The sequence below is a fragment of the Klebsiella sp. HN106 genome (assembly GCF_051209435.1).
GTDB lineage: Bacteria > Pseudomonadota > Gammaproteobacteria > Enterobacterales > Enterobacteriaceae > Klebsiella > Klebsiella oxytoca.
Map to the genome: position 1 here is coordinate 108770 of NZ_JBLURD010000012.1, position 24836 is coordinate 133605.

The 24836-nt window shown below is 54.9% G+C and carries 22 protein-coding genes, 1 riboswitch and 1 other annotated feature; of the genes, 9 read left to right on the forward strand and 13 right to left on the reverse strand.

Annotation, left to right across the window (positions count from 1 at the left end; translation table 11 throughout):
- Nucleotides 1–181: 181 nt before the first annotated feature.
- The 3 genes from ACSIPU_RS22750 to ACSIPU_RS22760 all read right to left on the reverse strand — a co-directional run bounded on the left by ACSIPU_RS22750 (nt 182) and on the right by ACSIPU_RS22760 (nt 3067).
- Nucleotides 182–1498 carry a voltage-gated chloride channel family protein gene (locus tag ACSIPU_RS22750; protein ID WP_024274049.1) on the reverse strand — a complete coding sequence of 439 codons (1317 nt, stop codon included), beginning with the start codon at nt 1496–1498 and terminating at the stop codon, nt 182–184.
- Nucleotides 1499–1577: 79 nt separating this feature from the next.
- Nucleotides 1578–1639: riboswitch (Fluoride riboswitch) on the reverse strand.
- A gap of 93 nt (nt 1640–1732) precedes the next feature.
- The gene (locus ACSIPU_RS22755; RefSeq protein WP_004101360.1) at nt 1733–2272 is read right to left on the reverse strand and encodes a septation protein A; all 540 of its coding nucleotides are present in this window, start codon (nt 2270–2272) and stop codon (nt 1733–1735) included.
- Nucleotides 2273–2323: 51 nt separating this feature from the next.
- Nucleotides 2324–3067 carry a YciC family protein gene (locus tag ACSIPU_RS22760; protein ID WP_004101361.1) on the reverse strand — a complete coding sequence of 248 codons (744 nt, stop codon included), beginning with the start codon at nt 3065–3067 and terminating at the stop codon, nt 2324–2326.
- Between the two features lie 312 nt (nt 3068–3379).
- On the opposite strand from ACSIPU_RS22760, the gene ompW reads away from it, so the two are divergent.
- Nucleotides 3380–4018: an outer membrane protein OmpW gene (ompW, locus tag ACSIPU_RS22765; protein ID WP_004101362.1), complete on the forward strand. Its 639-nt coding sequence runs from the start codon at nt 3380–3382 to the stop codon at nt 4016–4018.
- A 121-nt stretch (nt 4019–4139) separates the two neighbouring features.
- On the opposite strand, the gene ACSIPU_RS22770 is transcribed toward ompW, so the two are convergent.
- Both ACSIPU_RS22770 and ACSIPU_RS22775 read right to left on the reverse strand, forming a co-directional pair.
- On the reverse strand, nt 4140–4385 hold the full coding sequence (locus tag ACSIPU_RS22770) for a YmjA family protein (protein ID WP_004101363.1): 246 nt from the start codon (nt 4383–4385) through the stop codon (nt 4140–4142).
- 205 nt (nt 4386–4590) lie between these two features.
- A complete protein-coding gene (locus ACSIPU_RS22775; protein WP_004101364.1) occupies nt 4591–5211 on the reverse strand; it encodes a helix-turn-helix transcriptional regulator in 621 nt (206 codons plus the stop codon).
- 342 nt (nt 5212–5553) lie between these two features.
- On the opposite strand from ACSIPU_RS22775, the gene ACSIPU_RS22780 reads away from it, so the two are divergent.
- Nucleotides 5554–6408, forward strand: a complete 855-nt coding sequence (locus tag ACSIPU_RS22780) for a helix-turn-helix domain-containing protein (RefSeq protein ID WP_004101365.1) — start codon at nt 5554–5556, stop codon at nt 6406–6408.
- Nucleotides 6409–6992: 584 nt separating this feature from the next.
- On the opposite strand, the gene trpA is transcribed toward ACSIPU_RS22780, so the two are convergent.
- From trpA to ACSIPU_RS22805, 5 genes are read right to left on the reverse strand one after another with little or no spacing between them, the layout of a single operon-like run.
- On the reverse strand, nt 6993–7802 hold the full coding sequence (trpA, locus tag ACSIPU_RS22785) for a tryptophan synthase subunit alpha (RefSeq protein WP_004101366.1): 810 nt from the start codon (nt 7800–7802) through the stop codon (nt 6993–6995).
- Nucleotides 7802–8995 (reverse strand): tryptophan synthase subunit beta, encoded by a 1194-nt coding sequence (gene trpB, locus ACSIPU_RS22790; RefSeq protein ID WP_004101367.1) that lies wholly within the window; start codon nt 8993–8995, stop codon nt 7802–7804. Before trpB ends, trpA begins: the two co-directional genes overlap by 1 nt.
- Nucleotides 8996–9004: 9 nt before the next feature.
- Nucleotides 9005–10363: a bifunctional indole-3-glycerol-phosphate synthase TrpC/phosphoribosylanthranilate isomerase TrpF gene (gene trpCF / locus ACSIPU_RS22795; RefSeq protein WP_435322274.1), complete on the reverse strand. Its 1359-nt coding sequence runs from the start codon at nt 10361–10363 to the stop codon at nt 9005–9007.
- 3 nt (nt 10364–10366) lie between these two features.
- Entirely contained in the window at nt 10367–11962 is a 1596-nt protein-coding gene (trpD, locus tag ACSIPU_RS22800) for a bifunctional anthranilate synthase glutamate amidotransferase component TrpG/anthranilate phosphoribosyltransferase TrpD (RefSeq protein ID WP_017146064.1), read from the reverse strand.
- The gene (locus tag ACSIPU_RS22805) at nt 11962–13524 is read right to left on the reverse strand and encodes an anthranilate synthase component 1 (RefSeq protein ID WP_004101370.1); all 1563 of its coding nucleotides are present in this window, start codon (nt 13522–13524) and stop codon (nt 11962–11964) included. Before ACSIPU_RS22805 ends, trpD begins: the two co-directional genes overlap by 1 nt.
- 36 nt (nt 13525–13560) lie before the next feature.
- Nucleotides 13561–13656, reverse strand: a sequence feature (Trp leader region).
- Nucleotides 13657–13883: 227 nt separating this feature from the next.
- On the opposite strand from ACSIPU_RS22805, the gene rnm reads away from it, so the two are divergent.
- The 6 genes from rnm to ACSIPU_RS22835 all read left to right on the forward strand — a co-directional run bounded on the left by rnm (nt 13884) and on the right by ACSIPU_RS22835 (nt 21557).
- Nucleotides 13884–14753, forward strand: a complete 870-nt coding sequence (rnm, locus tag ACSIPU_RS22810; protein ID WP_004112415.1) for an RNase RNM — start codon at nt 13884–13886, stop codon at nt 14751–14753.
- Between the two features lie 9 nt (nt 14754–14762).
- Entirely contained in the window at nt 14763–15383 is a 621-nt protein-coding gene (locus tag ACSIPU_RS22815; RefSeq protein WP_004101372.1) for an L-threonylcarbamoyladenylate synthase, read from the forward strand.
- 391 nt (nt 15384–15774) lie between these two features.
- Entirely contained in the window at nt 15775–16662 is an 888-nt protein-coding gene (gene rluB, locus ACSIPU_RS22820; protein WP_049593226.1) for a 23S rRNA pseudouridine(2605) synthase RluB, read from the forward strand.
- 165 nt (nt 16663–16827) lie between these two features.
- Nucleotides 16828–18189: an MFS transporter gene (locus ACSIPU_RS22825; RefSeq protein ID WP_004101378.1), complete on the forward strand. Its 1362-nt coding sequence runs from the start codon at nt 16828–16830 to the stop codon at nt 18187–18189.
- A gap of 18 nt (nt 18190–18207) precedes the next feature.
- Nucleotides 18208–20556 carry a beta-glucosidase gene (locus tag ACSIPU_RS22830; protein ID WP_004101379.1) on the forward strand — a complete coding sequence of 783 codons (2349 nt, stop codon included), beginning with the start codon at nt 18208–18210 and terminating at the stop codon, nt 20554–20556.
- A gap of 26 nt (nt 20557–20582) precedes the next feature.
- Nucleotides 20583–21557 (forward strand): helix-turn-helix transcriptional regulator, encoded by a 975-nt coding sequence (locus ACSIPU_RS22835; RefSeq protein ID WP_004101380.1) that lies wholly within the window; start codon nt 20583–20585, stop codon nt 21555–21557.
- On the opposite strand, the gene cobO is transcribed toward ACSIPU_RS22835, so the two are convergent.
- Both cobO and ACSIPU_RS22845 read right to left on the reverse strand, forming a co-directional pair.
- Nucleotides 21529–22119, reverse strand: coding sequence for a cob(I)yrinic acid a,c-diamide adenosyltransferase (cobO, locus tag ACSIPU_RS22840; protein ID WP_004101381.1), 591 nt, complete (start codon nt 22117–22119; stop codon nt 21529–21531). The genes ACSIPU_RS22835 and cobO overlap by 29 nt on opposite strands.
- The gene (locus tag ACSIPU_RS22845; RefSeq protein ID WP_004101383.1) at nt 22116–22877 is read right to left on the reverse strand and encodes a YciK family oxidoreductase; all 762 of its coding nucleotides are present in this window, start codon (nt 22875–22877) and stop codon (nt 22116–22118) included. Before ACSIPU_RS22845 ends, cobO begins: the two co-directional genes overlap by 4 nt.
- A gap of 254 nt (nt 22878–23131) precedes the next feature.
- Between ACSIPU_RS22845 and sohB the strand changes: the two genes are divergently transcribed.
- Nucleotides 23132–24178: a protease SohB gene (sohB, locus tag ACSIPU_RS22850; RefSeq protein ID WP_016808521.1), complete on the forward strand. Its 1047-nt coding sequence runs from the start codon at nt 23132–23134 to the stop codon at nt 24176–24178.
- 54 nt (nt 24179–24232) lie between these two features.
- On the opposite strand, the gene ACSIPU_RS22855 is transcribed toward sohB, so the two are convergent.
- Complete coding sequence (locus ACSIPU_RS22855) at nt 24233–24484, reverse strand: YciN family protein (RefSeq protein WP_004101388.1); 252 nt, start codon at nt 24482–24484, stop codon at nt 24233–24235.
- Nucleotides 24485–24836 lie beyond the last annotated feature (352 nt).

Here is a 24836-nt window from a genome sequence, read left to right on the forward strand (position 1 = left end):
TAAATATCCATATCAAGTCATGAAAAATTGAGATCGAGAATATCAATGATAATTATTATCATTTCAATAAAGTGAAGATAATCTCCATCAAATCCTCACGATTGCCGCAACTTTCCGGTATGTGACAGACATCATGGAGAAACCGGCGGGGCTTACCCTCACCGGCTTCCAGGTGCGATTGTCAGGAGGCGGGCGTCTCTTTGTCGGCCTTTTGTCGGCTTTTTTGTGACTGGTACCACTCCGGGAATTCTGACAGCCTGATGCCAGTCGGCACATCGCTCTGTTTTCGGCAGGCTATACGCTGCGAACGATAAATACCGCTATAGCCTGAGACCAGCCAGGCCACCACGCAGGCCAGCGCGGCGTAAATACCGATTTCAGAACCAAACAGCTCAATCGCCATCAGCGTTGAGGCAACAGGCGTATTCGCCGCCCCGGCAAAGACGGCGACAAAACCTATTCCGGCCAGAAAGCCGAGCGGCATATGCAGCAGCGGCGCCAGCGCATTGCCCAGCGTCGCACCGACATAAAACAGCGGAGTGACTTCACCACCTTTAAATCCGCTACCTAAAGAGACGGCGGTGAAGAGCAGTTTGCCTAAGCTATCCCACGGTGCCAGCGGTTGCTGGAAAGCGTCCACTATCACCGATATGCCCAGGCCAATATAGCGCTCTCCGTGCAGCAGCCAGACCGCGCAGGCAATCGCCAGTCCGCCAATAAACGGCCGCAGCGGCGCGTAGTGAATCCGTTTTTTCATCAACGCGCCGATTGCCTGCGTGCTGTCGGCAAAAATGCGCGCCGCGAGGCCAAAGCAGCAGCCGGCGATAATGATTGCCAGCAGCGTCCAGAGCGTTAGCGTGGGAAAGCTGGCAATAAAGTAGTGCGTATGCTGCACGCCCCACATGATGCCGACTCGATCGGCAATAATTGCGGCAAACAGGCAAGGAAGAATGGCGTTGTAGTTTATCCGTCCGATAGCCAGAACTTCGAGCCCGAAGAGCGCTCCGGCGAGCGGGGTACCGAAAACCGAAGAGAAACCGGCGCTGATCCCGGCCATCAGCACCATTGACCGTGCATCGTGGTTAAGACGGAAAATGGCCGTGAAGCGATCGGCGATCGAGGCCCCCATCTGTACCGCCGTGCCTTCACGCCCGACGGAGGCGCCAAACAGATGAGAAACAACGGTGCCGAAAAATACCAGCGGCGCCATCCGTAGGGGAATGATGCATTTAGGGTCATGGATCTCTTCCAGAATCAGGTTGTTGCCTGCCTCCACGCAGGTACCGTAGCGCAGATAGATCCAGCCGACGGCAAATCCGGCAAACGGCAGGAGCCAGATAAGCCAGCGGTGAGCTTCCCGCGTTGCCGTAGCCCACTCCAGTGAGAAAAGAAAAAATGCCGAGGCCGTGCCCGCCAGCACCGCAATGATAAAAGCGAGGAGCAGCCATTTCCCGAGGAATAAAAGCAAAGAGAGTGATGAAAAGCGGTATGCGCGCATCGTCGGATCCTTAGAAGATGAATCTTCCCGGACGCGGTGCCAGCCATTCAGATAGGCCTGCCCATTCCCGGTCCGGGAATAAAAAGCAGGCATCATTAGCCACATGGCGGTTCAAGGAGGAATGCCATCTCCTGTGAGAAATATCTTACATTACGAATCGATTCAGCTGAAGTGGTTTATACAAGGGGGAAACGAATAACACGGCGCGTCGGGCGGCGCACCGTGGGGGAAAGGTTAATGGTTGTCGTCCTGCGGCATATGGCGATAAATATACACACCGCTCAGCAGGGTGAATACCAGCGTCAGAGCGGTCAGGCCGAAGACCTTGAAGTTGACCCAGATGTTCTGCGGCAGCCAGAAAGCGATATAGATATTTGCCAGCCCGCAAAGGATGAAAAACACCGCCCAGGCCAGATTGAGACGTGACCACACCTGCTGCGGCAGCGTCAGCTCTTTACCCAGCATACGCTGGATCAATGGCTTCTTCATCACCCACTGGCTGAACAGCAGGGCGCTGGCGAACAGGACGTAGATAACCGTCACTTTCCACTTAATAAATTCGTCGTTGTGGAAAAAGATGGTTAAGCCGCCGAATACAGCGACCAGCACGAAGGTAATTAACGCCATTTTTTCGACTTTGCGATAGCGTACCCAGCTGTAAATCAGCACGATAGCGGTGGCGATAATCAGCGCGGTCGTCGCGGCGTAGATATCATAAAGCTTGTAGAATGCGAAGAAGACTACCAGCGGTAAAAAATCCAGAAACTGCTTCATACATCGATTCCGTCGTTCAGGTAGGGGCAGGTCGCGCCGCCCCGGGTTAAGTTAGTTACGAATGAGCATATACAAGCGGAATAAATAGATCAGCAACAATGCGGAGATCAGATTGCTGAGGGTATTTATTACCACCGCGCCAACGTTTGGCGTCAGGACCGCGAAGCTGGATGCAAACAGCAGAAGCAGCGTTTTCGCCAGCAGCCAGCCGATAATTGCCGGCGCCACCAGGCGTACGTTGGCCCAGGCCAGGCGCATACTGCTACGCATGGCGCTGAAAATACCAACTTTATCCTGTACCAGCATGATCGGCGCGAAAGAGAGCACAATGGCAAGCAGGACGCCCGGCACCACCACCAGCATCATCCCCATCTGCACAACAAACGTCGTCAGCAGGATCAGCAGCAGCAGCTTTGGCAGCACCGGCGCGGAAGCGCCGATCGCACGCAGGGCGCTGACTCTCTGGCCGGCGGAGACCATCTGGATCATCAGCAGAACGCCGCCGGCAAGAATGGCGTTACCAACCAGCCCGGAGAAGGTCGAGGCTGCGGACGCGCGCAGCAGAATTTGCTGCTGCTCCGGCGTCATGCTCTGAACCAGTTCGAACAGCCCGCCGCTGCCCGCCAGGCTATCGCCCTGACTCAGAATCGACAGTTGCTCTTCACTGGGTGAAAAGGCATGGCCAAGTACTACCGTAATGAACGCGCATAACAGCGCAATCAGCAGGATAGTAACGAACTGATTGCGGAAAAAGTTCCCGGTGTCACGGTAGACGGACTTCGCCGTGATAGACATGCATTCTCCTTGAGTATTGCAGGTATTAACTAGCCGGCGATTGTACCGCAAATCGCGGCTGGGTAGCAGTCTCTGCTCCTGTGCGCTAAGTATATCTTTGTAAATAGAAGGGGAAATCGGTGATGACCTCTGTTGAGAAGCGACAAGGGAGAACTTGATACATCTCGTTTATCACTGATTGCATTGAGAAAGTGAAAATTAATCTGGATCAATAAATGTTAAATTTGCCCACTTAATGTGATCTATGTTGGATCAAACATAACTCATTATGGGTATATTCTTGCGCTGAATAACCATAATGAGGAAGTGGGTATGAAAAAGTTAGCAGCGGCGGTTGTTATTCTGGGCACGCTTTCCACCGGTAGCGTCTGGGCGCATGAAGCTGGGGAATTCTTTATCCGTGCGGGTTCGGCTACGGTCAGACCATCAGAAGGCGCGGGCGGAACGTTAGGCAGTCTGGGGGGCTTTAACGTTAGCAATAATACTCAACTGGGCCTGACGTTCACCTATATGGCGACGGACAACATCGGCGTAGAGCTGCTGGCCGCCACGCCGTTCCGCCACAAAGTCGGAACGGCGGCAACCGGCAATATTGCGACCGTTCATCATTTACCACCGACGCTAATGGCACAGTGGTACTTTGGCGACGCCAGCAGCAAGCTGCGTCCGTATATTGGCGCAGGTATCAACTACACGACTTTCTTTGACGAAAGCGTGAACGATACGGGTAAAAAGACGGGCATTTCTGACCTGAGCCTGAAAGACTCCTGGGGAGCCGCGGGGCAGGTGGGGATGGACTATCTGATTAACCGCGACTGGCTGATTAACATGTCGGTGTGGTACATGGATATCGACACCACCGCCAACTATAAGCTGGCGGGCGCGCAGCAGCACGACAGTATTCGTCTGGATCCGTGGGTGTTTATGTTCTCTGCGGGATACCGGTTCTAAACTCTTGCTCAAAGCTGGTCGTCATGACCAGCTTTATTGCACGTCCCGACGCGAAGTCCGCTGCCGCGATTGCCGATGCGTCATTTGCCGCAATCAATCCGCGGAACGTCCGCGTCAACCGCTACTCATTACCCCATTTATTCAGGAATACCGCGATATCATCGATCCGCTGTTCATCAATCCCCGCCTGTATGGCCATCTCTCCCTGCGCCTCCTCGCTGATTTCCTCGTTATTCATCAGCCGCGTAATCAGCAGTTGAAAATAGCGCGCCAGGGGCTCACGTTCTGACTCGCTGACGGGCTCGGCGGACTCCGTCGAATACTCATCCGCAATGTCGTAAAATTTCAGTGGTACTTCTTCGTGCATAAATCGCTCCCGGGATAGAGGTTGTGCCTGCGTTTACTGCATTGAATACTATCATTCCTGTAGGGCTTTATCTCGGGAGCGCGCTGAAAAAAGACGGTATAGCCGGCACCGGGCCTGGCCGGCCTGTGACGGCAGGCGTAGCGGTATTGACGATCTCTTATTAGTGGCTACAGGTTTTGCAAAGATCCCTCAGATGAGTGGATAGCTAAGAAATAAATTGTTTTCTTTTATTCAATACATGCATGAATTTATTAAGATCCTGAGTGCCTTTTATTTTAAAATCATGCATAACGTTTTTTTTATGCGAGTACACGGTTTTATAGTTGACTTTTAACTCACGGGCTATTTGCATTTGGTTCAATCCAAGACTGAGAGCATGTATTACTTTTGACTGCGCATGGGTTATTGATTTACATGGGCAGTTGATACAAAGATTTACCTTTGGTGCAATATCTTCATATCCTCTTAATAAAAATAAATTTATATGAATGTATATTTTCCCCGTAATCACAGGAATTGAATCGGATTTGTATAAAAATAAACAATCTTTTGTGCAGTTAGGAATTTCACTTTTGGAGGATACGCTTTTTTTCTCTTGAAGAATAAATAGCAAGCTTTTTTCTTTTTTATATTTCAACTCATCATGGCACAAAAAGATCTCTCCAGGTTCCATTTCGGTGAATATGATATGTGCTTGTGCAATGTTGCTTTGAGTGTACTTATCTTCAAAGATAACGTTTTCGTCTGTGGTGATGGACTCCATAACCATTTGTTTTATAGCGTGTTTTGAGTAGACGTTTTTGGTATTGATCAAAATATTAAGCATACATAGATTCACATAGTTATTAATATATGCACTCTGATTTAAAAGAATGCCGGTAAAAATATAGCTGTTAAAAAAGTGAGCTTAATAGTCGCGATCTGCTTTTAAAGTTTAAAATAAGATATTGTAGGTCTGCAAAAAAAGCAACATTTGTCTGCAAAATGAGATTTGAGATATTTTTTCTAAGAAAAATCTTATTTTTCATATAGCTGGGGTTTACAGGCTCCATTTTTGTGAATGTGCTCCGCGATAAATTTTTATTATGCACAAAAAGCTTAGTGTCAATACTTAATTACTGGTAAAATACCAACGGGCTAAAATTTGATATGGATGTCATTTACCGCAATGAAAGAAAATGTTTTTAATGAAATAGTTGAATGGATTGAGTCTCGCCTGACAATAAATCCATCGGTCGAAGATATCGCCCGTGGCGTGGGATATTCGCGGCGTTCAGTTTATAATATATTCCATGAATATGCCGGACTGCCTGTCGGCAAGTATATCAGAATGCGCCGCATGACGCTTGCTGCCGGTAAACTCAGGCTGACTCACCAACCTATTTCATCTATAGCCTGCTCACTGCATTTTGACTCTCATCAAACCTTTTCCCGCGAGTTTAAAAAAGCCTTTGGTCGCTGCCCCAGCCAGTATCGACATTCAGCATACTGGGATATGTCGGCGCTCTATCAGAAGGTGGGGCCGCAGGGCGACAGACTGCCTGTACCCTGGCTTTGTTTTCTCGAAGAGCAAACCTTTTCTGGATACGGCTTCACCTATACGCTCTCCCTGGCCGAGGGTATCTGCGCCAGGAAAAATGTCACCAGGCGGAAAATCGCGGCGGAAATGCCGGGCGGCGAGCGAGACATCTATATCCTCTCTGAATTCTCACCTGCCGCCGATAATCTCTATAAAGTGACCATCGGCAGTTTTATTGGTGCACCAGTAAGCTCACGGGAACGCCCTTTCCGCGAGATAAGGGTCGCTAAGCGGGGTTTATACCTGGGCATGGAATTTAGCGGTAGCTGGGAGGATTATGTTTTACTGTCAAATAATGTTTATATGAAACATCTTCCTGAGCTCGGGCTGTATCGCCGCGAGGGCTACGATATCGAACGTTTTGTTCAGCCGCAAAACGTGACGTCAGGAAACGATCGGCCTTATTACACCATCCAGTATTTTGTCCCGGTGGCCTATCTTTAGCGATTGGCTCACGCTCTCTGCCGCCACTAGTGGTGCCCGCAAGGTATGACCCAGTCAGACCCTGCATTGACACGAGAGACCACTGCTATCCACATTCGTACAGAGTTGGAGGGTAGGCTGACAGCTTTCCTGGTAATAGGTGTTTCGGATCGCGGCTGGAGGCCGCGTCCGGCGCGCTATCGGGAGGGACATACTGGATGTCGGCCATAAAAAAAGCCCGCACAAGTGCGGGCAAAAATACTGGAAGCAATGTGAGCAATGTCGTACCGAATACCTGAGTTGTTTACTCAACTATTCGGTAATGAGAAAGATAATATTTCTCATTTAAGATATCAACCCCAATTTTTGTGCGGCAGCGATCTTTTTACATTGAGGTGTTCATCGGGCATTTACAGGCTGCTATCCCCCTTGAAGCCGTCCCGTTCATAAAAGGATGTCTCTCGGGCGCAAAAACGGCCGATAGCTATGATGTTGGCCGGATGGCCGCAAAAAGAGGTGATGGCGCGGTTTCGTCTGACGCGTAAATACGCCGACAGCTTACCGCTGAAATAACCGCCCGGCCCAGGGCCGGACGGCAAGCATCATCAGGCGGCTTTAGTGGCGGCTTTCAGACTGCGGGCGAAGGTCTTTAATTCTGCCAGCATGGCCTGCGGGTCGTTCACGTTGCGCTCGATAATTTTGACGATGGCAGAGCCGGAAATCGCCCCGGCCGCGCCTGCGTCAATCGCGGCGGTAACCTGCTCCGGCGCCGAGATGCCAAATCCTTGCAGCGGCGGGGCGGCGTTGTACTCGGCCAGCTTTTCAATCAGATGATGCAGCGGCAGCGCGGCGCGGTTTTCCGCACCGGTTACGCCCGCCCGCGACAGCAGGTAGGTATAGCCGCGCCCGTAAGAGGCGATCTGGCGCAGCAGGTCGTCATCGGCATTCGGCGGGCAGATGAAAATCGGCGCGATGTTGTGGCGCAGCGCGGCCTGGCGGAACGGCGCGGACTCTTCAACCGGCACATCGGCCACCAGCACTGAATCGACGCCAGCGCGTTCGCACGCGGCGTAGAATTCATCGATACCGGGGCTGAACACCAGGTTGGCGTACATCAGCAGCCCGACTGGAATCGTCGGGTGCTTCTGGCGAATCGCCGTCAGCATCTCGAAGCATTGCGCGGGCGTCACCCCGGCGGCAAAAGCGCGCAGGGTGGCGTCCTGGATCGTCGGGCCATCCGCCAGCGGGTCGGAGAAAGGAATGCCCAGCTCCAGCGCGTCGGCACCGGCTTCAATCAGCGTATCGATAATTTTCAGCGACAGCTCAGGATTAGGGTCGCCGAGGGTGACGAAGGGAACAAACGCGCCTTCCCGGCGAGCTTTCAGTTGTGCAAACAGCGTCTCATAACGTTCCATCAGATTTCCCCTCGCGCTTTTAAAATATCGTGTACGGTGAAGATGTCTTTATCGCCGCGGCCGGAGAGGTTAACCACCAGCAGCTGCTCTTTTTCCGGGTTTTCGCGCATCATTTTAAGCGCGTGCGCCAGGGCATGGGAGGATTCCAGCGCCGGAATAATCCCTTCATGGCGGGAGAGCGCTTTAAAAGCATCCAGCGCTTCATCATCGGTAATCGATACGTAATCGGCGCGACCAATGCTGTTTAAATAAGCATGCTGCGGGCCAACGGACGGGAAATCCAGACCGGCGGAGAGGGAGTAGGACTCCTCAATCTGCCCCTCATCGGTCTGCATCATCGGCGATTTCATACCGAAGTAGATGCCCACGCGGCCGTGCTTAAGCGGCGCCCCGTGTTCGCCGGTTTCGATCCCATGTCCGGCGGGCTCCACGCCAATCAGGCCAACGGCGGTGTCGTCGATAAAGTCAGCGAACATGCCGATAGCGTTGGAGCCGCCGCCAACGCAGGCGATAACCGCATCCGGCAGGCGTCCTTCTTTCTCCAGGATCTGCGCTTTAGTCTCTTCGCCAATCATCCGCTGGAATTCACGCACGATGGTCGGGAACGGATGCGGGCCAGCGGCGGTGCCGAGCATGTAGTGGGCTTTTTCATAGCTGCCTGACCAGTCGCGCAAAGCCTCGTTACAGGCATCTTTCAGGGTGGATGAGCCGCTATGTACCGGGATCACTTCCGCACCCATCAAGCGCATGCGGAAGACGTTCGGCGACTGGCGTTCGATATCTTTGGCGCCCATATAGATGCGGCACTTCAGGCCGAGCAGGGCGCTGGCAAGGGCTGAGGCAACGCCGTGCTGACCGGCGCCGGTTTCGGCGATAATTTCCGTTTTGCCCATGCGTTTTGCCAGCAGCGCCTGGCCGAGCACCTGATTAGTTTTGTGTGCGCCGCCGTGCAGCAGATCTTCCCGCTTCAGATACAGGGTCGTGCGCGTACCTTCGGTGAGGTTACGGCATTGGGTCAGCGCCGTCGGGCGACCGGCGTAGTTTTTAAGCAGGTCGCTAAATTCGGCCTGGAATGCAGGATCTTTCTGCGCGCTGACGAAGGCTTCTTCCAGCTGGCGCAGGGCAGGCATCAGGATCTGCGGAACGTACATCCCGCCGAATTCGCCGAAATAGGGATTCAGTAAAGTACTCATTGTTGCTCCTTAATATGCGCGCAGCGTTTGAAACAGCGAGGCCAGCTTGCTGGCATCTTTAATACCCGGCTGTGACTCTACGCCTGAATTAAAATCGAGTCCGGCACAGCCGCTTTTCGCGGCTTCCACACAGTTATCGGCGCCGAGGCCGCCAGCCAACAGAACGTTACGCAGATCCTGGCCTTGCAGCAGAGACCAGTCGAAACGCTGGCCGGTGCCGCCCTGACCATTGTCGAGAACGTATTTGTCGACATGATTCAGATTGCGCGGCGGTAGCGTTTCGCCAACGCTGAGGGCTTTCCAGATTTGTACCTTGCCCGGTAATTCGGCGCGCAGGGCGTCGATATAGGCCTGGTCTTCGCTACCGTGGAGTTGCACAGCGGCTAAGCTCAGATTTTTCGCGCGGGCAATCACTTCCGCCACCGGCGAATTGCGGAACACGCCGACATAGCTCAGAGGCGCGCTGGCAATTACCGCTTGCGCCTGAGCCTCGTTCACCGCTCGCGGCGACGTCGGAACGAAAATCAATCCGCCATAGATCGCGCCGGATTCATATGCCACCTGGGCATCCTGGGGGCGGGTCAGGCCGCAGACCTTATTCTCACCGAGCAGCACGCGTTTTACGGCGGCGTTCAGATCGTCATGCTCCATCAGGGCAGAACCAATCAGGAAGCCGTTGGCAAAGTGGCTTAATTCGCGCACTTCAGCATAAGTATGGATGCCGGACTCGCTGATGACCGTGACGCCATGACCGAGGCGGGGTGCCAGGGTGCGGGTGCGGTTGAGGTCAATCGACATATCGCGCAGATCGCGATTGTTGATGCCGACCACTTTAGCCTTCAGCGCAATTGCGCGCTCCAGTTCCTCTTCATTGCTCACTTCGGTCAACACGCCCATGTTCAGGCTATGCGCGACGGCGGAGAGCTGACGATACTGCTCATCGTCCAGCACCGAAAGCATCAGCAGACAGGCATCAGCCTGGTAGTAGCGCGCCAGGTAGATTTGATAAGGATCGATAGTAAAGTCCTTACACAGAATCGGCTGCGGCGCGACCTTGCTGACCATCGGCAGACAATCGAAGCTGCCCTGGAAATACTTCTCATCGCAAAGCACTGAGATAGCCGAGGCATAGTGCTTGTAGACACCGGCGATGGCCGCCGGGTCAAAATCTTCGCGAATCAGGCCTTTCGATGGCGAGGCCTTTTTGCACTCAAGAATAAATGCGGTGCGGGTGCCGGCGAGGGCATCGTAAAAATTGCGCTGCGTCGGTACCACTTCATTTTGAAAACTGGCTAACGGTTGTTGTTGTTTGCGGGCTTCTACCCAAATCGCTTTGTCGGCCACGATTTTTGCTAAAACGGTCTGCATTATTTACCCTCTTGCCGCTAATGCGGTCACTCTGTCATAGGCCGCTCCGCTGTGCAGCACATCGATGACTTGCTGCGCGTTGGCCTTCAGGTCTTCGCGTCCATGTAAACGCATCAACATGGCGACGTTGGCGGCAACGGCGGCTTCGTGAGCGGCTTCACCTTTACCTTGTAGTAAGCGCGTAAGAATGTCACGGTTTTCTTCCGGCGTGCCGCCTGCCAGCTGCTCCTGATGATACGGCGTCAGGCCGAAGTCGGCGGCGGTCAACTGGTAGCTCTTGATCTGACCGTTGCTGAGCTCCGCGACCACCGTCGGCGCGTGCAGCGATACTTCATCCATACCGCCGCTATGTACCACGGCGGCTCGCTGGTAGCCCAGCACGCGCAGGGTTTCCGCAATCGGCAGCACCAGTTCCGGACTGTAGACGCCAATCAGCGCCAGCGGCGGATGCGCCGGGTTGATCAGCGGCCCGAGCACGTTGAACAGGGTACGGGTTTTGAGCTGCTGGCGTACCGGCATCGCGTGACGGAAGCCGGTGTGGTATTTCGGCGCAAACAGGAAGCAAACGCCCAGTTCATCCAGCGCCTGGCGAGATTTATCGGCATTCATATCGAGATTGATACCGAATGCTGCCAGCAGGTCGGAAGAACCGGACTTGCTCGACACGCTGCGGTTGCCGTGTTTGGCGACCTTCAGGCCGCAGGCGGCAGCCACAAACGCGCTGGCGGTTGAAATATTGATACTGTTGCTGCCGTCGCCGCCGGTACCGACGATATCGGCAAACGGATAATCCGGACGCGGGAACGGCGCGGCGTTTTCCAGCAGCGCGGTAGCGGCGCCGGCGATCTCCTGCGGATGCTCGCCGCGTACCTTCATGCTGACCAGCGCGGCGGCCAGCTGCTCAGGCTTCACTTCGCCGCGCACCACTGCGGAAAACAGCTGGTGGCTCTCCTGCTGGCTCAGGGTTTCTGCCTGATACAGTTTTTCCAGAATCGGCTGGAGGGTATTAGTCTGTTCCAGCTTCTGCAGCGCCCAGGCCAGAGTCTGTTCCAGCAGACGCGCCCCTTGGGTGGTCAGAATCGATTCAGGATGGAACTGGAAGCCGCAGACGCGATCCGCGTCGTGACGCACCGCCATGACCATGCCGTTAAAGTGGGCGTTGATCGTTAGTCCGGCCGGGATATTGCTGCCCACCAGCGAGTGGTAGCGGGCGACCGGCAGAGGATTACTCAGACCGGCAAACATCGCCTGGCCGTCGTGTTCAATGCTTGAAGCCTTGCCGTGAAGGATTTCACCGGCCTGGCCGACGTAGCCGCCGTAGGCTTCAACAATCGCCTGGTGACCGAGGCAGATGCCGATAATCGGCAGCTTACCGCGCATGCGGGTCAGCAGCTCCGGCATACAGCCCGCTTCGCTCGGGGTTCCCGGGCCCGGGGAGAGCATCAATACTGGATTGTCCATGGTGCCGATGCGCTCAATCAGCGCCTGCGCCGGGACGGAATTGCGATAAATCACCACGTTATGGCCGTTCGAACGCAGCTGGTCTGCCAGGTTATAGGTGAAAGAATCGATATTATCGAGCAGCAGAATGTCGGCCATTAGAAAATCTCCTTCGCGTGGTGGGCCTGGGCGATAGCGCGCAGCACCGCGCGAGCTTTATTGCGGGTTTCATCCGCTTCTGACTGGGGAACAGAGTCGAGCACGATACCGGCGCCGGCCTGCACCGTGGCGATGCCATCCTGCACGTAGGCAGAACGAATGACGATGCAGGTATCGAGGTCGCCATGGGCGGTGAAGTAGCCCACCGCGCCGCCGTAGCTGCCCCGGCGCTTGCCTTCGGCAGCGGCAATGAGCTGCATGGCGCGCACTTTCGGCGCTCCGCTGAGGGTGCCCATATTCATACAGGCGCGATAAGCATGCAGAACGTCGAGATCGCTGCGCAGCTCGCCAACCACGCGGGAGACAAGGTGCATCACGAAGGAGTAACGGTCGACTTTGGTTAAGTCGGCAACGTAGCGGCTTCCCGGCGTGCAGATGCGCGCGAGGTCGTTACGCGCAAGGTCAACCAGCATCAGATGCTCGGAGAGCTCTTTATGGTCGGTGCGCATCTCCAGCTCAATACGGCTGTCGAGATCGCGATCCAACGAACCGTCTGCACGGCGGCCGCGCGGACGGGTACCGGCTATCGGGTAGATCTCAATCTGACGGTTGGTGGCATCGTACTTAAGCGAGCTCTCCGGCGAAGCGCCGAACAGGGTGAAGTCGTTGTCCTGCATAAAGAACATGTACGGACTGGGGTTGCTCTTTTTCAGCACATCATAAGCGGCCAGCGGCGACGGGCAGGGCAGCGAGAAACGGCGCGAAGGTACCACCTGGAAAATCTCGCCCGCGCGGATGGCGCGCTGCATTTTACGCACCACGGCGCCGTACTCTTCGTCGCTCTGGTCGCAATCGCAGCGCATCTCGGCTACCGTCGTCACCGGCAGCGGCGCCGGCGGTTCGTTCAGCTGTTGACGAAGCTGAGCGATGCGCTGCAGCAGACGCTGCTTTTCGCTTTCCAGCGGGGTGAACAGGCTCGCCTGAATGCGCGTGTTTTTAGTCTGATGGTCGATAACCAGCAGCGTTTCCGCCAGGTAGAAGCAGTAATCCGGGCAGGCAGTGTCGCTTTCCAGCGGCGGTAGGTTTTCAAAGCCGGCGACGAGGTCATAGGCGAACAGACCGCCGAAGAACATGGCTTCGCGTTCGTCCTGCGGTACGGTAATCAGTTCCTGCAGCAGGCGAAAGGCGTCGAATACCGACAGTGAACACAGACGGGCATCTTCATCTAACAGCGCGCTGACCGGCGGGAAAGTTAATACCCGACCGTTTGGCTGACGCTGGTTATTAATGCCTGAAGGCAGAGCGCTGTCCAACAGCTCCAGCAGCGCCGTGCCGTTAGCGGAAAGTGCGTGAATAGTGACAGTGTCACCTAGTGCGGTAATACGCAGCGCGCTATCCACCAGCAGCAGGCTTTTCAAATCATCCTTACTGTCGATATCCGCGGATTCCAGCAGCAGGGTGGCGGGACGCGCGCCGCATAGCTGGTGGAATAGCGCCGTCGGGTTTTCCCGATAGATGGCGTCGCTGGTGAGAAGCTCGAGTGCCGGTTTTGATGTTTGCATTGTTTGTTGTCGCCTGTTCGCTGTAATAATTTGTCCAATAAAAAGCCCGCTCATTGGCGGGCCGGGTATCTGTATGCTGAGTGCAAAACGCGATCACGCCGCCCGATAACAGGAGGCGCGCCACCAGCCGTGCAGAGTGATGAGTTGCGTTTTCATTGATGATACCCCTTCATGTGAACTTGCGTACTAGTTAACTAGTCCGAGAGATTAAAGTCAACCCCCGTTTGCAGATTTTCTCTATCAGTCGGTATGATGATGCGCTTATTACTATCCTTAATCCCTTAAGCTGCAGAACATCAGTCAATTTGCCTGTGACTTAAAGTATGACGGGTACAGGTTCATGTCCAGCAGGAGTCATCTTGAGCAACACCAACTACGCAGTGATTTACGACCTGCACAGCCATACCATTGCCTCTGACGGGCGACTGACTCCAGAAGAACTTGTCCATCGCGCGCATCAGATGCGCGTCGGCACCCTGGCGATAACCGATCACGATACCGTGGCGGCGATCCCCGCGGCCCGGGCGGAGATTGAACGCGCCGGTTTACCGTTGACGCTGATATCCGGAGTGGAAATCTCCACGCTGTGGGAAAACCATGAAATCCATATTGTCGGGCTGAATATTGATATCGCCCATCCGGCAATGACCGCGCTGCTTGATGAGCAGAAAGCGCGCCGCCAGATGCGGGGACAGCAGATTGCAGAGCGGCTGGAAAAAGCGCGGATCCCTGGCGCCTGGGAAGGGGCGCTGAAGCTGGCTGACGGCGGCGCGGTAACCCGCGGCCACTTCGCCCGCTTTCTGGTGGAGGCCGGCTATGCCAACAATATGGCTGACGTTTTTAAGAAGTATCTGGCGCGCGGGAAAACCGGTTACGTTCCGCCTCAGTGGTGTACAATAAAACAAGCGATTGATGTCATTCATCATTCCGGCGGTAAAGCGGTCATTGCCCATCCCGGACGCTACGACCTCTCTGCCAAGTGGCTGAAACGACTGTTGGCCCACTTTAGCGAGCAGGGAGGCGATGCGATGGAAGTCGCCCAGTGTCAGCAGGCGCCGCACGAGCGGGCTCAGCTTGCCGCTTACGCCGTGCAGTATGGCCTTCATGCCTCGCAGGGGTCTGATTTTCATCAGCCCTGTCCGTGGATCGAGCTGGGCCGCAAACTTTGGCTACCCGCTGGCGTAGAAGGGATCTGGCGCAGTTGGGAAGTGGCCGTAGAACAAAATTGAGAGGGAAGTATGAGCCAGTTTTTTTATATCCATCCGGAAAACCCACAGGCGCGGTTGATTAACCAGGCGGTGGACATCGTGCGTAAAGGCGGGGTGATCGTCTATCCAACCGACTCCGGCTACGCCTTAGGCTGCAAAATTGAAGATAAAGGCGCGATGGAGCGGATTTGCCGAATTCGTAATCTGCCAAACGGCCACAACTTTACCCTGATGTGCCGCGATCTGTCCGAGCTGTCGACCTATTCATTCGTCGATAACGTCGCCTTCCGTCTGATTAAAAATAATACGCCGGGTAATTACACCTTTATCCTTAAGGGCACCAAAGAAGTCCCGCGCCGTCTGCTGCAGGATAAGCGTAAAACCATCGGTATGCGCGTACCGTCAAATCCGATTGCCCAGATGTTGCTGGAAACGCTCGGCGAGCCGATGCTTTCCACCTCGTTGATGCTGCCGGGCAGTGATTTTACCGAATCCGACCCGGAAGAGATCAAGGATCGTCTGGAGAAGCAGGTAGACCTGATTATTCACGGCGGCTATCTGGGACAACAGCCGACCACGGTTATCGATCTTACTGAAGACGTACCGGTGGTGGTGCGTGAAGGCGTGGGTGACGTGACGCCGTTCCTGTAATGGCCCTGTTTCCAGGGAAGGAAGGGGATACAGCGAACACCATCTTGCCGTTTGCTTTATACTGACATTCAGCGCTGCCTGATGTTTTATCCACTTTAAAAGAAGCTATGATGCCGCCTGGCATCTGTCTGCTTGCCATGCGCCTGCACCGAGGCGCGTGGTAAGTTGTGCTATGTGCGTAATGCAAAGAAGCATTCATCCTCAAGTTCGTGTACCATGTTCGGCCACGCGAGAGGCGTGTCTCTGTTATGTCTGCTGCGGTGACATAAAAAACGACACGAGCCGATGCATCATTTATTTACAGAACAGGGTGTTAGGTTGAATTCTATCCGACTCCCTGTTTTTCGAAGTATACCAGACGCCTGGGAAGGCGACACCTTAAGGAAGCTCAATGAGCGAGAAATTACAAAAAGTGCTGGCCCGCGCTGGCCACGGCTCCCGCCGTGAAATCGAAGCCAAAATCGAAGCTGGCCACGTCAGCGTCGATGGCAAAATCGCCACCCTTGGCGATCGCGTTGAAATTGTCCCGGGTTTAAAAATTCGCATCGACGGTCACCTGATTTCGGTGAAAGAGTCTGCGGAACAGATTTGTCGCGTGCTGGCTTACTATAAGCCGGAAGGCGAACTCTGTACCCGTAATGACCCGGAAGGACGTCCGACGGTGTTCGATCGCCTGCCAAAGCTGCGCGGCGCGCGCTGGATTGCCGTTGGCCGACTGGACGTTAATACCTGCGGTCTGCTGCTGTTTACCACCGACGGTGAGCTGGCGAATCGCCTGATGCACCCGAGCCGCGAAGTGGAACGTGAGTACGCGGTGCGCGTGTTCGGGCAGATCGATGATGACAAGCTGCGCCAGCTGGCTCGCGGCGTGCAGCTTGAAGACGGCCCGGCGGCGTTTAAAACTATCAAGTTTACCGGCGGCGAGGGGATCAACCAGTGGTACAACGTCACCCTTACGGAAGGCCGTAATCGCGAAGTTCGCCGCCTGTGGGAAGCAGTTGGTGTGCAGGTCAGCCGCCTGATCCGCGTGCGCTATGGCGATATTCTGCTGCCGAAAGGCCTGCCGCGCGGCGGCTATACCGAGCTGGACCTGGCGCAGACCAACTACCTGCGCGAGCTGGTCGAACTTGCGCCGGAAACCAGCTCTAAGGTTGCGGTTGAAAAAGACCGTCGCCGTATGAAAGCGAACCAGATCCGCCGTGCGGTTAAGCGCCACAGTCAGATGGGCAATAATAATAACAACCGTCGCTCCAGCAGCCGTAATAACGGTAACGGTTAATAATTTCAGTTCCGGCGGTTACCGCCGGAATTCTTCCTCCTGTGACTCCTTTCACACTTCTGCATAAAGACAAAAAACAGGAAATCCCCGGACAAATAACGCAAAGCGGTGCGCCAGGCAACGCCATATACTGAGGCCACTGATTACAAAAACAGGTAGCCTAAAATGGATACAGCAGGAAAACTATCGGCAAGCTATGTGGTTATCGGCGTTAAAGAAAAAATAGGTTATGGCTTTGGTGATTTTGCCTCTAATTTATCGTTCGGTTTTGTTTCTCTGTTCTTACTCTTTTTCTATACCAACATTTACGGCATTAGCGCCGTACAGGCGAGCCTGATTTTTGTTATTGCGCGCGTGGTTGATGCCGCTTTTAATATTCTGATTGGCTTTGCCATCGATAAAACCCACAGCCGTTACGGTAAACTACGCCCGTGGTTGTTATATGGCTCAATTCCGCTCGGCTTTTTAACGGTGCTCTGCTTTGTGCCATTCGGCGGTGAGGCAAAATTCTATTTTGCGCTGATCTCCTATACCATTTATTGCCTGGCGTATACGGCGGTGAATACGCCTTATTCGGCGCTGACTAATCGTCTGACCCAGCATGAAGCCTCCCGCTCATCGCTATCGGTATACCGGTTTGTGCTGGCGATTGTTGGCTATCTGATTGTTTCCACTACTGCCGATATGCTGATTTCCCCGTTTAGTGATAAGCAACTGGGCTACGTCTTTGCGGTCTCTTGCTTTGCGCTGCTGGCGACCTTTTTGTTCCTTGCCTGTTTCGGAATGACCAAAGAGCGCGTTGGCGAGGAAGAGGAAACTCCCGCGCCGACGCTGCGGGAAATGTTGAAGGCGGTGGCAGGCAATGCGCCGCTTATTAACCTCTCGATGTTTACCGTCTTTTTTTATATTGCCTATACCGTGTGGATGGCGATTGCTATTTACTTCATTAAATACATTATTGGCAGCGAAGGTTTTACGTCGACCTTCTTTATGATTCAGTCCGCAGCGTATATTGTCGGCACCGTTATTTCGGAAAAAATCATTGCGCTGATAGGTAAAAAGAAAATGACTTTGGTGGCGCTGTTGATCGGCATTGTCGGCGTACTTATGCAATATTTTATCGCTGGCGACAATATCTGGCTGATTATGACCGGGGTATGCTTGTATAGCATTACGCTGGGGATGGGCTTTGTTTCCATGTGGTCAATGATTGCCGATACCGTGGAATATGCCGAGTGGCACCATGGGGTGCGTACCGAAGGCGCCATCTACGGCTTCTTTAATTTCATCACCAAAATAGCAATGGCTATCGGCGGCGGCTGTGCGGGATGGATGCTGGACTATTATCACTATGACGCGGGTAACATTACTGCCAGCGCAATTAACGGTATTAACGTACTGATGACGCTATTCCCCGGCGCGATGTTTGCTCTCAGCGCCATATTTGTCGCGTGCTATTCGCTGGATGAAAAAACCTATCGCGATATTGTGCAAAAAATCAGCCTGCGTAAACAGAACGCGCTTTAACCTCAGGGAGCCAGAGAGATGAATAACGATTTTAATACCACCCTCGCCGCGATGAGCATCGAAGATAAAGTGGCGCTACTGACCGGCAGCGGCCTGTGGCGTACCGCGTCGCTGCCGCAGCACGGTATCGAAGATATCATTATGACCGACGGTACCTATGGCGTTCGCTACAGCAGCGCGCAGATTGATGGCCGGGAAAAGTGGAGCATGGATGATTTTATTTCGGTCATCACCCAAACAGCAGACCAGGCCAGCGCGGAAGAACCTACCGCGAAAGGGGGAAGCGAGGCGCTCTTCAGTACGTCGCTCCCGGCGACCTGCTTTCCTAACGGTTCCAGCCTGGCCTGCAGTTGGGACGTTGAACTGGTGCATCAGATGGGGCAGGCGCTGGGAAGAGAGTGCCAGCATATGGGGGTTGGGATTCTGCTCGGACCGGGCATTAACATCCGCCGTACGCCGCTGGCTGGTCGAGGCTATGAATATTATGCCGAAGACCCGGTGGTCAGCGGCGACATTGCTGCTGCGCTGATCAACGGTCTGCAGCAGGAGGGCGTCGGCGCCAGCCTGAAACACTTTGCGGCGAACAACTCCGAGTACCGTCGTACGGAAATGGATTCGATCATTGAAGAACGGGCGCTGCGGGAAATCTACCTGGCGGGTTTCCAGCGGGCGATTACAAAATCCCAGCCGTGGACGGTCATGTCTTCGTACAATCGTCTTAACGGCGTACAAACTTCGCAGGATCCGTTTTTACTCACTCAGGTATTGCGCGATGAGTGGGGATATGACGGCCTGGTCATGTCCGACTGGTACGGTATTAAAGATCGCCCGGCATCGCTGATGGCGGGTAACGATCTGGCGATGCCGGAAACCCGCCGCGATAAACAAACTCTGCTGGCGGCTATTGAATCCGCAGAGGTGCCGATGGCGGTGGTAGACCGCGCCTGTCTACGCATGCTGAAACTGCTCGACAAGGTTCAGCGCCATCGCCGCCCGGAAACGCGAGCCGATTTCCCGGCGCACCACGCGCTGGCGCAGCGCCTGGCCGGCGAATCCATTGTCTTGCTGAAAAACGAAGATAGACTGCTGCCGCTGCATCCGGAGAAAACACCGCGTATTGCGGTGTTGGGTAAACCAGCCCAGGAGCCGGTGATCCAGGGGTCCGGATGCGCGACAACGGTGCCGTATCTGCTCGACCGCCCGCTGGATGAAATTTTCGATCTCGCCGGGGACGATTTTAGCGTCTCATGGGCCGTAGGCGCGCCGGACGATCTGCGCAGCGATGAACAGGCGCTGGCGCAGGCCTGCCGGGTCGCTCAGGAAGCTGACGTGGCGGTGATTTTCGTCAGTACCGCCGTGGGTGAAGATGGTGAAAATGGCGATCGTCAGGATCTGAATATTCTGCCGGTGCATGAACGGTTGATTCGCGAAGTGGCGGCAGTCCAGCCGAATATCGTAGTGGTGCTGGCAAATAGCGATGCGGTGGTGATGCCGTGGCTTGGCGAGTGCAAGGCGCTGCTGGAAACGTTTTTTGCCGGACAAGGAATGGGGCGCGCGGTTGCGGAAATCCTCTTCGGCCAGCGCAACCCTTGCGGTAAATTGACGGTGACGGTGCCCAATACGCTGGAGGAAACGCCGGCCTGGCTGCACTATCCGGGCGAAAACCTGCGCCATCATTACGGAGAAGGGCTTTTTGTCGGCTATCGCTATTACGACAAGCGTTGTCTGACGCCGCAGTTTCCCTTCGGTTTTGGCTTAAGTTATACCCGGTTTGCTTACGATAATATTGCGCTCTCAGCCTCCCGTGTAGGCGCAAGCGAGACGCTTACCGTTTCGTTCGATCTGACCAACTGCGGAGAGTATGCAGGCAAGGAGATAGTTCAGCTGTACGTGAGCGCGCCTCAGGGAGAGCTGATTCGCGAAGTGCAGTCATTAAAAGCCTTCAGTAAAGTGGCGCTGGCCGCAGGGGAGTGCCGCCGGGTCAGCCTGCAGCTGCCCATCGGCGACCTGGCCTGCTATCATCCTGGCCTCGGCGACTGGGTCGTGACGCCGGGGCTCTGGCAGATCCGAGTCGGCGGCTCATCGCGGGATCTGCCGCTGACGGCGGAAATCGAAGTGGACTGCCCGCAGCGGTACGTCCCGCTTCGCGATGATAATTCGCTGCAGCAGCTGATTCAGCAGCCGGAAGCTTTTGCCCGGGTAGTCAAGTTGATTGCCGATAAGAGCCAGATGCCTGCGGAACAGGTCCGTGAAAAACTGATCCGCCTGGCGCCGGATTTGTTCTGCGGGCTGCTGATTGCGCTGACCGAGTTTCTGGCGCTGGATATTGAGCGCGACGAACTTAACGCCGTGCTGACAGGGCGCTGATCGTTGCCAATGACAGGAGAGTGCGCATGTTTCCTTTTTCAGTGACTCACCCCGGTTCGCTCACGCAGAGCGGACGACAGACGGCGAACAGCGGCTACGAGCTGATTGCCTTCGATGCCGAGAAGCTGAACGTGTTTGCCGCGGAGGTTCGCTACTGCGAGCCGCACTGGCATCCGGCTCCTGAGCTGATTACCGTACTGGCAGGGCGGTTTACGCTCGCCGTCGGCCAGCAGAGCCTGGAGCTGGCGCAGGGGGACATGCTGTACATCAATGCGGAAGAGGTTCATTCCCTCAACGCGGAGGCGGCGGGCAGCCAACTGGTCACCGTTCAGTTTTCGCCCGGCCTGTTTGACGAACTTCACCCCTCGCCGCAGCTGGAATGGAGTACCTGCGGACGATCTTACACTGCGGCGGACAGTGAAGTGCATCAGCGGCTGGCGGGGTTACTGAAACAGCTGATCGACAACCCTGCGCCGTTTCAGCGTATCGCCGCCATTTATCTGTTACTGGATGCGTTAGTCTCTGCTGGCAAGCCGACGCAGCGCGGCGAAAGTTCGCTGCGCGACGAGGCGATGATCAAAAAAGGCATAGATTTTATCAATCAACACTTTGACCAGCCGCTGACGCTGAGCGAGGTCGCCTGCCATAGCGGGATGAGCTACTCCTGGTTTTCGCGGCTGTTTAAAAAGGTGAGTCGCTATAATTTTAAAGAGTATCTGACGCTGGTGCGGCTAAACAAAGCCCGCACGCTGTTGCGCGATACCCGTACGCCGATTACCGAGATTAGCCACAGCTGCGGATTTCAGGAGCATAAATACCTGATTGCCGCCTTTAATAAATACTGCGGCGTTACGCCGACCGAATATCGCAAGCGCTTCGTTTCACGGCAAAATATTGTCGAAAGCGAACTGGCTCCGGGGGAGGATTGCCTGTGTCTGCCGCTCAACCATGCGCTGCTTGAGCGGCTGGTGGCTAGTAGTCGATCCCCATCTGCGCTTTGATACCGGCATCAAACGCGTGTTTCACCGGACGTAGTTCGCTGACGGTATCGGCCAGTTCGGTAATTTCACGGTGGCAGCCGCGTCCGGTAATAATCACCGTCTGCTGCGCCGGACGGTTGCGTAACGCGGTAAGCACCTCTTCCAGCGGCAGATAGTCGTAGGCCACCATATAGGTGAGCTCGTCCAGTAAAACGAGATCGAGGCTTTCATCGGCCAGCATGCGGCGCCCGTGCTCCCAGACCGCGAGGCAGGCGGCGGTATCGCTTTCGCGATCCTGCGTATTCCAGGTAAAACCGGTCGCCATCACCTGAAACTCGACGCCGTGGGGTTCGAGCAGATTGCGCTCGCCGTTCGGCCAGGTGCCTTTAATAAACTGCACGACGCCAGCTTTCTTACCGTGCCCGACGGCGCGGGTGACGGTACCGAAGGCGGCAGTCGTTTTACCCTTACCGTTGCCGGTAAAAACGATCACGATACCGCGCTCTTCCTGCGCGGCGGCGACGCGAGCGTCAACTTTGTCTTTTACCCGCTGCTGGCGTTCGCGGTGGCGTTCATCACTCATTGTGCGATTCCTGGTTTGCGGCCCGGCTGGGCGTCAAAAGTCATTCCCGTCTTACGACGACTGTCGTCGCCCATCAGCCACAGGTATACCGGCATGATATCAGCGGGGGTTTTCAATTTTTGCGGATCTTCCGTCGGGAACGCATTGGCGCGCATTTTGGTGCGGGTGCCGCCTGGGTTAATGCAGTTGACCCGCAGATGGCGGTTCTGATACTCCTCGGCCAGCACCTGCATCATGCCTTCGGTAGCAAATTTCGACGCGGCGTAAGCGCCCCAGTTCGCACGTCCCTGGCGGCCGACGCTGGAGGAGGTAAAGACCAGCGAACCCGATTCGGATTTGAGTAATAAAGGAAGCAGGGCCTGGGTGAGCATAAAGGTGCCGTTCACGTTCACCTGCATCACCTGCTGCCACACTTCCGGCTTTTGTTGATCCATCGGGCAAACGTCGCCCAGCAGACCCGCGTTATGTAGCACTCCGTCGAGGCGCGGGTAGTGGATGGCTATTTTCTGCGCCAGCTGCTGGCACTCCTGCGGCGTGCAGGTTAACAGGTCGAGAGTAAACCAGCTGGCGGGAATGCCGCCAGCCTGCTCAATCTCTTGCGCGACGCCGCGCAGTTTCTCTTCATTGCGTCCGACCAGAATAACGCTGGCGCTATAGCGGGAATAGGTCAGGGCGGCTTCACGGCCAATGCCGTCGCTGGCGCCAGTAACCAGGATGATGCGGTCCTGTAACAGGTGACGTTGCGGTTGATAGTGCACGGCGACTCCTCGGGCGATCTGCTGACGATCGCGCTTGCTGTTCGGTATCTCACTTTTGCGCTTTATGCCTGAAAGCGCCCGCTAATGCAATCGGCGAAGCGGAAACTCTTCGCGGAATTAATATCTTGCAACGATTTCATCGTCGCTGAAAAAAACAGGAAGGCGCCTCGCACGCGACACAAAGCACAAAGACTTCTCGCCGACGGCTGATGTACACTGTGCGCCAACGTCAGTGGTTTACACAAGGTGAAAACGTGGAATTAGTTGCTCAATATGGCCTGTTTTTGGCCAAAATCGCGACCATCGTTGTCGCAATTGCGGTTATCGTCGCCATTATTGTTAACCTGACTCAGCGCAAAAAACAGCGCGGCGAGCTGCGGGTAACCAATCTTAGCGAGCAATATAAAGAGATGAAGGAAGAGCTGGCGGTTTCGTTGCTCGATGCGCCGCAGCAGAAGCTGTGGCATAAAGCGCAAAAGAAAAAGCTTAAGCAGGAAGCTAAGGCGTCTAAGGCGCGGGCGAAGCTGGGGACGCCTGAGCCGGACGCCAAACCGCGCGTCTGGGTGATCGATTTTAAAGGCAGTATGGATGCGCATGAAGTCAGCAGTCTGCGCGAAGAGATCACCGCGGTTCTGGCGGCGGCAAAGGCGCGCGATCAGGTGGTCATTCGCCTCGAAAGCCCCGGCGGCGTGGTTCACGGCTATGGTCTTGCCGCTTCACAGCTGCAGCGTCTGCGTGACAAACAGATCCCGCTAACGGTGGCGGTTGATAAAGTCGCGGCCAGCGGCGGTTATATGATGGCCTGCGTGGCGAACAGAATCGTCTGTGCGCCGTTTGCTATCCTTGGCTCTATTGGCGTCGTCGCGCAAATCCCGAACCTTCATCGCTTCCTGAAGAATAAAGATATCGATATTGAGCTGCATACGGCAGGCCAGTACAAACGTACCCTGACGATGCTGGGCGAAAATACCGAAGAAGGGCGTCAGAAGTTCCGCGAAGACCTCAACGATACCCATCGACTGTTCAAAGATTTTGTTCACCAGATGCGTCCCGAACTCGATATTGAACAGGTAGCCACTGGCGAACACTGGTACGGCGTTCAGGCGCTGGAGAAGGGGCTTGTGGATGCGGTGGAAACCAGCGATGAGCTACTGTTGGGTCTGATGGATAAACACGAGGTGATCGGCGTGCGCTATCAGCAGCGTAAGAAAATGCTCGATCGTTTTACCGGTAGCGCCGCGGAAAGCGCTGATAAACTCCTGCTGCGCTGGTGGCAGCGCGGGCAAAAACCGCTGATGTAATCCAGACAACGCGAGGCTTCGGCCTCGCGTTTTCGTCAGGGCTGGGCAGAAGTGTTAATCCGCCAGGTGATACTTATCAGACAGTTCGTGCGCGAGGTATTTAAACATATTAAATACCGCCGTACTTTTCGCCGTGGGCAGTCCTTGCTCATCAAGATAAAACTCGCCGCTGAACACCAGCACGCCGTTACGCTGCACGACGTCGGTGGCCTCGATCCCGGCTAACGTATCTTCATGTTCGCGAATGAGTTTGTTGGCTTTTTCCAGAAGCGTCTGGCGATCGATGGGTTGGGTTGTACCTTGCATAAATGCCTCCTGTGATTCTTCGCGGGTAGTCTACGCCGCGCGACGGCGAGGGGCAAATTTTCCATTGATCTTACAGGGGTAATTGCAGGCGCCGAATAAACATCAGTTAGTGGCGGGATTTGCTTTTGCATGCTAATAAAGTTGCGTAACGAATTTTATCAGGTACAGTGTGACGCTTTCAGCGATCTGGCAACAGATTTGCTTGACATTCGGCCAAAAATTATTCGTGCTATGTCGCCTGGCAAGAAAAAGCCAGCAAACTCAGCTATCTGGTTTTATGGATGTGAAACCGGTGCAAAGGGTTGATATCCATCGACAACGACGCAACATAGGTTGTGACGTGTCGCCAGTG